The organism is Vespertiliibacter pulmonis (genome assembly GCF_013377275.1).
Classification (GTDB): Bacteria; Pseudomonadota; Gammaproteobacteria; order Enterobacterales; family Pasteurellaceae; genus Vespertiliibacter; species Vespertiliibacter pulmonis.
On the sequence record NZ_CP016615.1, the window covers coordinates 1 to 11,417 of the forward strand.

18 protein-coding genes and 1 pseudogene are annotated in these 11,417 nt (G+C 36.2%); 18 read left to right on the top strand and 1 reads right to left on the bottom strand.

Features of this window, described 5'->3' with window-relative positions:
- The first annotated feature begins 24 nt into the window (after positions 1-24).
- The 6 genes and pseudogenes from A6B43_RS00005 to A6B43_RS00030 all read left to right on the top strand — a co-directional run bounded on the left by A6B43_RS00005 (position 25) and on the right by A6B43_RS00030 (position 2,951).
- Positions 25-453, top strand: a complete 429-nt coding sequence (locus A6B43_RS00005) for a S24 family peptidase (protein WP_257792866.1) — start codon at positions 25-27, stop codon at positions 451-453.
- Between the two features lie 63 nt (positions 454-516).
- On the top strand, positions 517-657 hold the full coding sequence (locus A6B43_RS00010) for a hypothetical protein (protein ID WP_176672513.1): 141 nt from the start codon (positions 517-519) through the stop codon (positions 655-657).
- A 72-nt stretch (positions 658-729) separates the two neighbouring features.
- A pseudogene (locus A6B43_RS00015) lies at positions 730-1,467 on the top strand (LAPAL motif-containing putative phage structural protein); the annotation flags it as partial.
- 28 nt (positions 1,468-1,495) lie between these two features.
- A complete protein-coding gene (locus A6B43_RS00020) occupies positions 1,496-1,798 on the top strand; it encodes a hypothetical protein (protein WP_176672515.1) in 303 nt (100 codons plus the stop codon).
- A complete protein-coding gene (locus A6B43_RS00025) occupies positions 1,711-2,130 on the top strand; it encodes a hypothetical protein (protein WP_124210626.1) in 420 nt (139 codons plus the stop codon). The genes A6B43_RS00020 and A6B43_RS00025 overlap by 88 nt, the downstream gene beginning before the upstream one ends.
- A 548-nt stretch (positions 2,131-2,678) precedes the next feature.
- Complete coding sequence (locus A6B43_RS00030; protein ID WP_124210627.1) at positions 2,679-2,951, top strand: hypothetical protein; 273 nt, start codon at positions 2,679-2,681, stop codon at positions 2,949-2,951.
- Positions 2,952-2,957: 6 nt separating this feature from the next.
- On the opposite strand, the gene A6B43_RS00035 is transcribed toward A6B43_RS00030, so the two are convergent.
- Positions 2,958-3,191, bottom strand: coding sequence for a hypothetical protein (locus A6B43_RS00035; RefSeq protein ID WP_176672516.1), 234 nt, complete (start codon positions 3,189-3,191; stop codon positions 2,958-2,960).
- 644 nt (positions 3,192-3,835) lie between these two features.
- On the opposite strand from A6B43_RS00035, the gene A6B43_RS08775 reads away from it, so the two are divergent.
- The 12 genes from A6B43_RS08775 to A6B43_RS00090 all read left to right on the top strand — a co-directional run bounded on the left by A6B43_RS08775 (position 3,836) and on the right by A6B43_RS00090 (position 11,349).
- A complete protein-coding gene (locus A6B43_RS08775) occupies positions 3,836-4,114 on the top strand; it encodes an SIR2 family protein (protein ID WP_218061165.1) in 279 nt (92 codons plus the stop codon).
- A 172-nt stretch (positions 4,115-4,286) separates the two neighbouring features.
- Complete coding sequence (locus A6B43_RS00040) at positions 4,287-5,369, top strand: SIR2 family NAD-dependent protein deacylase (protein WP_257792867.1); 1,083 nt, start codon at positions 4,287-4,289, stop codon at positions 5,367-5,369.
- A gap of 110 nt (positions 5,370-5,479) precedes the next feature.
- Positions 5,480-6,163: a DUF2846 domain-containing protein gene (locus A6B43_RS00045; RefSeq protein ID WP_124210629.1), complete on the top strand. Its 684-nt coding sequence runs from the start codon at positions 5,480-5,482 to the stop codon at positions 6,161-6,163.
- 368 nt (positions 6,164-6,531) lie between these two features.
- On the top strand, positions 6,532-7,209 hold the full coding sequence (locus A6B43_RS00050; protein WP_124210630.1) for a P22AR C-terminal domain-containing protein: 678 nt from the start codon (positions 6,532-6,534) through the stop codon (positions 7,207-7,209).
- Positions 7,210-7,316: 107 nt separating this feature from the next.
- The gene (locus A6B43_RS00055; RefSeq protein WP_124210631.1) at positions 7,317-7,553 is read left to right on the top strand and encodes a hypothetical protein; all 237 of its coding nucleotides are present in this window, start codon (positions 7,317-7,319) and stop codon (positions 7,551-7,553) included.
- On the top strand, positions 7,550-7,789 hold the full coding sequence (locus tag A6B43_RS00060; protein ID WP_124210632.1) for a hypothetical protein: 240 nt from the start codon (positions 7,550-7,552) through the stop codon (positions 7,787-7,789). Before A6B43_RS00055 ends, A6B43_RS00060 begins: the two co-directional genes overlap by 4 nt.
- Positions 7,782-8,003, top strand: coding sequence for a hypothetical protein (locus tag A6B43_RS00065; protein WP_124210633.1), 222 nt, complete (start codon positions 7,782-7,784; stop codon positions 8,001-8,003). The genes A6B43_RS00060 and A6B43_RS00065 overlap by 8 nt, the downstream gene beginning before the upstream one ends.
- Positions 8,004-8,045: 42 nt before the next feature.
- A complete protein-coding gene (locus A6B43_RS00070) occupies positions 8,046-8,966 on the top strand; it encodes a recombinase RecT (RefSeq protein WP_170152422.1) in 921 nt (306 codons plus the stop codon).
- Positions 8,967-9,205: 239 nt separating this feature from the next.
- Positions 9,206-9,880 (top strand): translocation protein TolB precursor, encoded by a 675-nt coding sequence (locus A6B43_RS00075; RefSeq protein WP_124210635.1) that lies wholly within the window; start codon positions 9,206-9,208, stop codon positions 9,878-9,880.
- 55 nt (positions 9,881-9,935) lie between these two features.
- The gene (gene rdgC / locus A6B43_RS00080; RefSeq protein WP_124210636.1) at positions 9,936-10,838 is read left to right on the top strand and encodes a recombination-associated protein RdgC; all 903 of its coding nucleotides are present in this window, start codon (positions 9,936-9,938) and stop codon (positions 10,836-10,838) included.
- Positions 10,835-11,074, top strand: coding sequence for a hypothetical protein (locus tag A6B43_RS00085; protein WP_124210637.1), 240 nt, complete (start codon positions 10,835-10,837; stop codon positions 11,072-11,074). The genes rdgC and A6B43_RS00085 overlap by 4 nt, the downstream gene beginning before the upstream one ends.
- A gap of 2 nt (positions 11,075-11,076) precedes the next feature.
- The gene (locus A6B43_RS00090; RefSeq protein ID WP_124210638.1) at positions 11,077-11,349 is read left to right on the top strand and encodes a DUF6378 domain-containing protein; all 273 of its coding nucleotides are present in this window, start codon (positions 11,077-11,079) and stop codon (positions 11,347-11,349) included.
- Positions 11,350-11,417 lie beyond the last annotated feature (68 nt).

The following is an 11,417-nucleotide window of genomic DNA, read 5'->3' on the forward strand; positions in this document are numbered from 1 at the left end:
GATGTAGAGTCAATAGATGATGATATGGATTATTCCGATACACATATTGAAATTGACCTCTACGACATAAAACTCTCAGCAGGCACAGGTAAACCAATGATTGAATGGATTCCAAGAAAATCAGACGAACCTCTATTATTTAGAGAAGCGTGGTTCAGAGCCAAACGTCTATCTCCGAAGAGTTGTAAGGCAATGTATGTTCGAGGTCATAGTATGACCCCTGTTTTAGAAGATTGGGATACTGTGATAGTAGATATTACTGATGTTGAAATTGCAGATGGGGAAATATATGCCCTCATTTACCACAATAATTTCTACATTAAGCAAGTTATACGAACGGGGAAAGGCTTGCAATTAATCAGCTTTAACACGGATTACGAACCAATTAACATTGATGACGAAGATTTAGAAAATCTACAAATTATCGGAAGAAAAGTCTGGCGTGGTGGCTAAGCACCAAAGCCAAAAGCTGAATTTTATTGGGTGAAAATAACCAAATTATAAAAGGAAGATAGAATGAGTAAAAAGAGAGAACGTAAAATCACTCGAACGGAGTATATTACTATTTCTTATGATGCAAACGACCCTAAACTGAAAGAACATAAACTCAACCAAAGAACTTGGGCAAGCAATCATAGCTATGCAAGAACTAATTGAAAGATCCGATAGATTATTAAACCCTGGTCGTCGTAAAAGTATCGGCGTTTTCGTAAAAACCCCAGCGCAAGCAGATCACTCGAAGTCGTTTTTGGGATTGATTACTACAATATGGCTAGTCAAGTAATTGATGTTCTCCCTTACATCGGTATAGGATATGGTGCTACCAAAATTAAAGACTCACTATTTAACGCAATTGAAGAGACCAAAGGTAAAACTGTAATCGCCGTACACACTAAAGATAAATCTGATAACATTACCTTGCGTGTCGATGGGCAAGAAATCACAAAAGATAAAAATGTAGCCAAATTACTTGGGAATAAAGAAATTCGTGAGACTGTTCAACAACTTCTCTCCCCCGTTCTTGAAAAACCTAACCCAACATTCCGTATTTTTGAAGGTGATGGAGAAAAACCAGAAGGAAAAGAAACTCGCAAATCACTTACCTTACTGAAAGCACCGCAGATCGAAATAGTAAGAAAAATGGAGACGAGTTCAAATCAAGAGCCTGAACCACCATTTGATACGACAATTTCCCTTACAACAATTAGCTTTAGAGGAAACAAAGGTTGGGAAATGTATTATCAAAATAAATACATACCTGTTGAAATTATGGATGAAGCTTTTATTACTAAGATCAACAATGACATTGCCAGCTTTCAAAAAGGAGATCTCTTCACAGTAACTATACAAAAAACCGTAAATCAATTTGGCGAACAGACAAAAGAGAGCTACACTATTCTCAAAGTGAAGCATCATCTTGCACGATCAGAAAGAAGGCTTGTCTCAGAACATGGGGAATCTCAGTAACTTATTCCTTGAGCATATCAACAGTATTATGCTCTTTTTAGGGGTCATTTTATGTACCCCCATTTTCTCACGCCTTATCAAAATTATCGCTTTCTATGTGAATGAATGGCGACACCCAGTGCATATTATTGAAATTGTACATTACCATAATGGCAAACTACAAAGCACAAAACAAATCAAAATTTCAATGAAATCATCTATTATTGACCAAATTGATGCTATTAAAAAAGACGAGGTTGCTAAATGTCAGAAAATAGCAGTGTGGCTAAACCTTTTTCAATGTTGGAGTACAGCTCTTACACAGCAGGCATTGGAACAATACTATCTCTAATCATTCATTATTATATCACACCTAATTACCCTGAATTTGCTGAAATTACAACTCTTTTTGCACCAGTACTTACGCCTATATTAAGTTGGTTGGTATCACTTGTCGTAGGTCGATTCTTTACAACACCTGCGATATTAAGAATGCGAAAAAATATCAAATACAGTATTAAAAGCTTAAAAAAACAAATCCAAGAAAATGAAAATCTTTTGTCAGAGAAAGAGCTTAAAAAGTTGAAAACACGATTAGCTCGCCATATTGATTCAGAATCTTTAATTGGAGTTTCTATTCATAACGAACAAGACTTGTTCAACCATCTCAATAAAACAGAGTAATCATCAAAACACCCAGGCTGTTTTTCTTTGTCTAAAATCCACCATGCCCACACAACATCCAGGGGAAAAAGGGAAAATTCCCCTAATTTTTCACACTTTTCCTTCCACAAGCGGCTATTTCTCATAGATTTTTACTACTTCTACTCTTCCCCCATTTTCACCAGCTCAAAAAACAACCAATCAAACACCTTTCCTAAAATTTATTTCCCTTGAAAATCAACAAATTAAACAACATAAATAAACAGACATAAATTTTAATATAAACTTTATGTTGATTTGTTTATCAACTTGTAGTTTAATACACACATCAAAACGCAGTAACCCTGCAATGTTCTTTAACAAAACGAATAACACCCTAAAGCCTTAATGGTTCGTAAACGTGTACGAGGTGGCTGAGGTAAACACGCTATTGCCTTAATAGGCACTATTCAAAACTGCATTCAAACAACATCACATCAACACTGAGCGAGATTGTTTTCAATCTTAATCACTAGCGAAAGACGAGTTTTAGCAAGTGCAGTTTTGAATGGCATAAAAGGGAGTCTGAAATGACAATGATTATTCAACGCCAAGCAGGGCAAAAATACTGTGAAAAAACTGAGGTGAGAGAACTCGGTGCAGCAGGTCGAAAAGTTCGGCGTTTTGCAAAAAACCGAAAGCCTAAATCCACCTTATCTAAAGTTGAACGGGCTTGTAGTGTTCCCGTAAAAACCAAGCCTTTAATTGATGTAGCAAACTACAATTTCAATAAAGGCAAGAAAACGCCCCACACCGTTCGAGCAAAAGAAAAAAGAACCTGTGGCTGTCGGGAATTGATTTAAAGATCATCAAGATGGTCGTAGATTAGAACTTTTCGCCACAAAATTTAGCAATAAATTTCTGGTAACAGTGAGCTTGGTATCATCTTGTAATTCAAGCTGAATAGCCGAACGCTTATAGGCAATCTCTACAAGAACGCCTGTAATAGGGTTATCAATCGAATTGATCTCTAACAACGCCTCAGAAATTTCATCATCACTCATCATTGAATAACGATGAATCAACGCTGAATATCTGTTCATTGTAATTTGTGAGGCGACCGCTTTTTCACCCAAACGGTAAACAAAGATAACGCACTTAATACGGCTAAAATAATACCAATAGCAATGTTAAGATTAAAATCTGAAGAGTATCGGCTTAAATCACCAATAATAGCGGATGAAAAGTAATAATTGAATAATCGTAAAGAGATTATTAAGACGAGAGTTAAGGCAGTAAAACAAACGTTCTAAATTATAGCTGTAATATAGTTTAAATACTAAATCACTTCGTTTGCTATTTCCATTCATATATCCTCATTTGGGTTTAGGCGTTGGTTTAGGTGGGACGTGAGCCCGTTCTTTTGATGTTTCTCGTTTCGCCGTTTTCATCATCATTCCTTATTTTGTGTTTGTGGTATAAATAATATACATCAACACAAAATAGACGACAAGTTCCTTTGTGTGTTGTGGTGAACCCAAGGACGAGTTTGCCTATTCTCGTTTAAAAATAGGCACTATTCAAAACCGCATTCTATCCCCCTTTAGGTTTTTAAGTGTTTTTGTTCACCTAAGAGAGTGCGGTTCTGAATGGTATAAACACTCCGCTCTCCCACCTAAGATGTGGGATTTTTATCAAAAATCGTAATCGATCTCTCTTTAACTAACTGGTACACTAAGGATAATTTATGATGCTCGAGACAAGAAAAATGAACATTGATGACTTTATTAAAAATTATCAAAATCACCCAGTGCTTTTTATCGGTACAGGATTTAGTTTACGCTATCTAGAAAATTCATTTAGTTGGGATGGACTATTACAACATATTGCAGAAAAAATGGATAATAACGATGAAAAGTATCTGGAATTAAAAGTACAACATAACCATAAAAATTTTGACCAAATAGCCTCTATCTTAGAACAAAAGATTTACAGATTTTCTTCAGCAAAACAGAGACCACCCTGACTTTAAAAGTGTAAATGATAAATTTTTTGAACTAGCTAAACAAAATAAAACAGTATCTAGGTTAAAAATATTTATCGCTGAAATATTAAATAATCTCAATAAAAAAAATGAACAAAGTTTAAATGAAGAAATTTCACTACTTAAAAAAGCTAGAAAAAACATAGGCTCAATTATTACAACAAATTATGATAAATTAATTGAAGATATATTTGAATTTAACCCTCTAATTGGAAATAATATTCTATTAAGCAATCCTTATGGTTCTCTTTATAAGATCCACGGCTGCGTTTCCGCGCCAGAAAGCATGATAATTACGAAAGAAGATTATACTAATTTTGATAAAAGACACGAACTAATTCGAGCTCAATTATTATCATTGTTTATTCATAACCCTATTATTTTTATTGGTTATAGTATTGGTGATAACAATATTAAATCCCTGTTAAAAACCATTTTTACTTATGTTCAACCAAACTCAGAACAAGCTAAAAAAATAAAAGATAACTTCCTACTTGTAGAATATGAGGCAGGCTCTCAATCTAGTGAAGTGTGTGAACATGATATTGACCTAGAAGGCTATGAGCTTATTAGAATTAATAAAATAAAAACAGATAACTATGCTCAAATTTACCAAGCCATCTCACATTTAGTATTACCCGTAACCGCTATGGATATAAGAAAAGTCCAAAATGTAATGGCTGAAATAGTTAGTGGCGGTGGTAATATTAAGGTAAGTATTACTGAGGACATTGACTCATTAAGAAATGATGAAAAAATTCTCGCTATTGGTTCAACTAAAACAGTTGAATATAAATATCAGAACTTGTCAGAAATGATGAAAAACTACTTTACTATTATTGAAGAAGAAAATGTTCCATTAATAAATTTATTAAATCACCAAAAAATAAGATCTAGAGATTTCTTTCCTATTTTTGGATTTAATAAAATATCCCATACATTAGATAAAGTTGAAGAATACAAAGAAATTCAAATCAAAAAACTAAAATCACATATAAACAGAATTAAAGAAAAACATATTAGCAGCAACTATTCTATACAAGATATTATTAATAGTGATGAAATAGTACCTTCTGCTAAAGAAGGGGCTATATTCTTTGAAATTTTCCAAGGAAATATTTCCTTAAATGAATGTAAAGAATATCTTAGTACATATCAAAATAAAGATAGCACTGACTATAGACGATTACTTTGCCTTTACGATTATATGGTCAATAACACTGAACCACTTATATAAATCTAATTGACAACCCACTGCTCTTTGTTCTAGACTATCCCCACTTTCAACAGAAAGTCATAAGCCACAATTAAGTGGCTTTTTTTGTATCTTCTGGGGGGCGGTTTTCAATGAAAAAATTATTAATTGGATTATTGGCATTAGTATTGGTTGGTTGTGCAGGTGGGACTAAAGCCCCTCGCCAACAAGATTATGTAGCTAAAATGTTTAATGTGCCTAGTGATGGCACATCAAACCTGTATATATATAGAAATGAAATACTCGGCGGTGATGTCGGTATGGATATCTATATTGATGAAAAGAGAATAGCGAGAACAGGTCCTCAAACCTATATTTTAGTAAATCTACCTGCAGGGAAACATAGAATTGAGGGATTTGCAGGAAGAAAGCCTAGCGTTTTAACCGTAAATTTATTGCCTAACTCTTTAAAATTTATTTGGCAAGAAGTTAAAATAGATCTGTTATTCGCAGAAAATAAATTACAAGAAGTCAGCGATGATATAGGTAAAAAAGGCGTACTAGAAAGCCAATTATTAGAATCTAGCTATCAACTACCGAAAAATAAAGCGACTACAACGGTCAAGAATGCTAATCCGAAATCAAATCATCGCCATTCTTCGACACCTAAAGCGAATAAAATCCAAAAGTCTGCATCGGTAAATCAGCCAATAAAAACCGCTAAAAAGCGCAAAATCTATTACAGTAGTGGCTGCCCTTGCGGATATGGATATTGTTACGGCCCAAGAGGTGGGCGTTACTGCATTACCTCAGGTGGAAATAAAAGTTACCGATAATCACACTCAAGCCCTGTTGCATTCAATGGGGCTTTTTTTATTTGACACCGCCCCTACTTCGGATTAAGATAATCTCACTTTCAACAGAAAGTCGGGATTTGCAGCCCTGAATTAGTACTAGGCGGTAGAGATAATTAGTCGCCTAAATGGTGGCTTTTTTTATAGCCGAAAATCAGTAAATCAAACCTTTTAAAGGGGTACATCAAATTGATACCCCCCTTCATAAGTAGTCAATGATGAACTGATTAAGGGGATCGAAAGATCCACCGTTTACCTAGTACAACGGCACTGCAAACCTTGATCAGTTCATCACCAGTTATTGCAGTGGCTAGTGATGAGTTTTAAAACTTGTACTAGGAGCAGTCAAAATGACTACATTAACATTTCAAAATAAAACACTTTCGGCTATTAATCAGCAAAATCAAATTTGGCTAACTGTTACAGAAATTGGAAAAGCATTAGGTTATTCAGATCCATTTAAGTCTGTTAAAAACCTTTATGATCGCCACCAAGATGAATTTACCCCTTGTATGACACAACTTGTCGAAATGCAAACCGCAGGCGGAATGCAAAAAGTCCGTATCTTCTCATTGCGTGGCTGCCACCTTATCGGAATGCTCTCACACACCAAAGTCGCAAAAGAGTTCAGACGCTGGGTACTTGATATTCTCGATAAAGAAGTCGGCAATGTACAAAATTCACAACCTAACCTACCGCTTGTGGAAGAAAAGAAATTCACGTTTGAATTAACTCAAGACGAAATTTCTACCCTACTCTGGCTTTGGTTTATCGCAGAAAAAGAGCGTGATTTAATTGACAACCTTGCCCCCGCACTTCGATCAATTGGCTCACATTTTGCACCTACCGCAGAAAGCCACGCAACGGAATATAAGTTCTCAATCGAGCGAGCAAGAAAAATATTGCTCAACCTGAGCCAAACACTCAACGTAACCCCGTGGGAAGACACAAGCCTTTCCCGAGTGCTACCCAAAATCCGCAATTTCAATAGCGGAAATCCACAACGTCCAAGACTAACTAGACGCTAAATTTCCCCAAATCCGACCGCTTGAATTGTTCGGTTTTTCCGAACAGTTCACCAGCGGGGGATTTTTGCACCCTAAATTCACTAAATCGACTAAAAAAGGAACACAAAATGAAAAACATACTTCTCAGCGCCTTATTTATCATTGCTTTCTGCCTAGTAGTTGGCACAACACTCACCCAAGCAAAATCTAGCCCCATCGAAGAACAGCCCATCGCAACACCCGAAAGCTACTTCGATGATAGCTATATCGAACCACCCTACAACCCCTGCAAAGACCCTTTCTTGCACATTTACCGCAGTGTGGAATATGAACAACGCCAAAAACAGTGTGAGGTGGCACAATGAAACCACAAACCAACGCAACTCTGCCCCAAGCTAAAACCAAAGTAATCAAAGGCAAAAATGGAATGTTCTGGGGATATATCTACCTTGATGGCAAAGAAATTGAAAAAGTCGGCGGAAAAACAGGCTATATGAGCGAATTAAACTGCATTACCTACCTCAATCAACGAGTGGATTACCACAACAACCAAAAGAACGTAAACATACCTCGTTATGTTAAGGAGCAACAAAATGCCTGACTGCCTCAATGAACAAAGACGGATAGAAATTGAAGCACATTACGATAAGCAAGATCAACAACACGAAGCTGAAATTGCTCTCTCTGATGAACTCGAAAGCCTATTAGAAAATAACGGCTTTGGTGATTTCTACTACGCATTAACAGGCACAGAAGCCTTTGAAAATGCCTTGAAAGAAGAAGCCAAAGCAAGATTTCCACAGTTATTTAACTAACAAGCAATGAATTAACTGCTTAAACTCGTAAAAGGAATGGTTATGAATAATCAACAACAAAATAAAGAGGAAAATAAACCTGCTGTAACACGTCAATCAACAATAAAAGCACTGATCAATGGGAAGGCTACCCAAACACGAATTATGCAGTTGCTTGGTGATAGTGCAAAGATGGAAAAATTTTCTGCAACTCTCATTAATATTGCTTTAGACGGTTCTCTTTCAACCTGCTCACCAGCCAGTATTGTGAAATCAGGATTGCAGGCAGCTGAATTGGATTTATCACTCAATAAAAATATGGGACTAGCTTATATCGTTCGTTATCAAAAAGATGCCGAATTCCAAATAGGCTATAAAGGCTGGCAATTATTAGCCAAACGTGCAGGTATTCGATTGAATGTTACCCCAATCTATGATTGTGATGAATTTGAAATCTCAAGTGATGGGTTTGATACTACAATCAAACATATTCCAAATTTAGATGCTCAACAAGATCATTTGCCAGAATGGGTTGAATCACACCTTAAAGGCGTACTGGTTTCTACTAAAGAAGACGGTGAGATTTCTCATAAATTTGTGAGTATTGGAAAAATTCAGCAAATTGCGGGGGTCAGCCCAAGCAAGAAAAAAGGGAGCTATTCTCCTTACTCATTGTGGAATTTGGAAATGTATATGGGTAAGGCAACTAAATATGTATTGAGTAAAATGCCTATGCAAGAACAAATAGCAAGAGCAGTTGAAATAGAAAATGAAGTCGATAAAAAACAAATGACTGAGAATCAGCACTCAAAAGATAATGATATTTTTGAAGCAGAGTTTTCAACTATCGTAAGCGATGAAGTATTTCAGAAATGCAAACAAAACATCATCAATGGCGAAACCACATTACAAGACCTGTGTGATAGTGGTTTTGAGTTCTCACCAGAACAATACGAAGAATTGGAGAAATTAGAGGTTAAATAATGAAAATATATTACATCTATTCCGACTATTACGATCAAGACTGGATCGATCATATCGAAAGCCTACAAAGTATAACGGTATTTAGAAATAAAAATGCGATTAGGCAAGCGTTAGAATACTCAGCTACAAAAGATAAATGGAACAGTTTCGACATTGTAGAGAAAGGCAGATCTTGCGACTTAATTGATCAAAACAAGCATTTTAATATGGTTTTTGCTGTACAGGCTTTGGAGTAGCAAATGAATAACCTATTCAAACTCAAAGCAAGGTGTTCATCACTGTCTCAATTTATTGGTGAACCTAAATCAAAAGCCGATAAAGAAGCGGGCAAACTCACTAATACAGCTAAATCTGCCGTGCGTGACAAAATAAAGTTAGATTTGTTTGGCTATCAATCGTTTGAAGGGAATAAACAGACCCAAAAAGGCAATCAACTTGAAGACCAAGCGATCAAACTCAGTGGATTAACTCGAGGGCTCGCTCTCAAAAAGAATACCGAACGGCGAGAAAATGACTTTATCAGTGGCGAATGCGATATTTATGTGCCAACTCGCAAGCTGATTATTGATACAAAATGCTCGTGGGATATTGGATCACACCCGTTCTTTCGTGATGAAGCCGAAGAAAAAGCCAAAAAACAGGGCTACGATATTCAAATGCAAGGCTATATGTGGCTATGGGAATGCGAGCAAGCTCAAATAGACTTTGTTCTCTTACCCACCCCTTTTGATTTACTTTCGCCCTATGAAGACAGTGAACGATACATTGATCTCGTTGAACAAATCCCACAATCACAGCGTATCACCACCATTACGATTAAACGTGATGACAAAATGATACAACGTATTCAAGAGCGAGTTCAGGCAGCTCAAGATTACTATGATGAACTGATTGCGGAATTAACGAAACATTAAACGCCTACAAAGCCACCTAGTGGCTTTTTTATTACCTTATTATCGGAGACTAAATATGTTCTGGTTCAAAAATATCATTATCTACCGCTTAACATCTGCAATTGATTTCTCAAATATTGAAAACGCATTGCAACAATCCAAATTCTCTGATTGCCAGCCCTTAGATTGGAGTAAATTTGGTTGGGATTCGCCACTCATAACCAGTGATCAATTACATTTTGAATCAAATAATCAGCTTTTACTTGTGGCACACAAAGAAGAAAAAATTATTCCCGCCGAGGTTATCCAAAAAGAAACGAACACTCGCATTGAAGCCCTTGAAAAGAAAGAAGAACGGAAATTACGCAAAACAGAAAAGCAAGCAATTAAAAACGATGTAGTAACAACCCTACTTCCCCGTGCTTTTAGCAAACATCTATTTACTGCAATCTGGATTGACATTAAACGCCAGCTAATTTTTATTGATACCAGCTCATCTAAACGTGCCGAAGATACGCTTGCTTTATTGCGGAAAACGCTCGGCTCACTGCCTGTTGTACCACTTTCTTTCATTAAACTACCGCTTGAAGTAATAACCGAATGGATCACACACAACGATCTGCCTCAATGGCTCACATTACTTGAAGAAGCAGAACTGAAATCATTTAATGATGAAAGCGTGATCCGCTGTAAACGACAAGATTTAGAAAGTGATGAAATTACCAACCATCTCGAAGCGGGAAAATATATCACTAAATTAGCGTTAGACTGGGAAAACCATTTATCTTTTGTTCTTAAGGAAGATGGCTCACTCTCTCGTATTAAATTCGCTGATGATATTCTTGAGAAAAATGACGATATTCTCAAAGAAGATATAGCACAACGATTTGATGCGGACTTTTTCTTAATGACTCACGAATTAGCCGATTTGATCGACAAACTTACTATTGAATTTCACGGTATTAAGGAGACTATATGAAACTCCCCTATAACCCCTTTACCCTACGGCGGCAACTAAAATACTACATCTCGCTTTGCAATGCACAAGGTCAAGACATTGTGAATGCCAATGAACACATCGCTCAACTGATTGATGAAAGCAATCATAAAACCAAGCTCATTCAGCGATTAGAAAAAGACCTTGAAATTGCCAATAACCAAATTAAAGCCAGTGAAATTGCTGTTGAATTGATCACAAATCAGAAAGGAAAGTGAAAATGAACATTAACGAAACCTTATCAGAACGAGAAAAAACACACGGTGATTTTTATCAAGGCGCTATTATTTTTGATTCCTTAATGGAAATAGTCAAAAACCACGAAGAAAATTTAAACGTCTCACACCGCTACGCATTAACAATGATAATGGGGAAAATCACTCGTATTTTAGAAGGTAATGCCTTTGAACCCGATCATTGGCGAGATATTGCAGGCTATGCAACATTAGGCGGACGATTGAATGTTACGGAGAGAAAAGATGAAACCATTTAATTTAGGAAAGGCATTAGCAGGTAAACTTTGTGTAACTAGAAGCCGTAAAAAGTTAAAATTATAGCTAA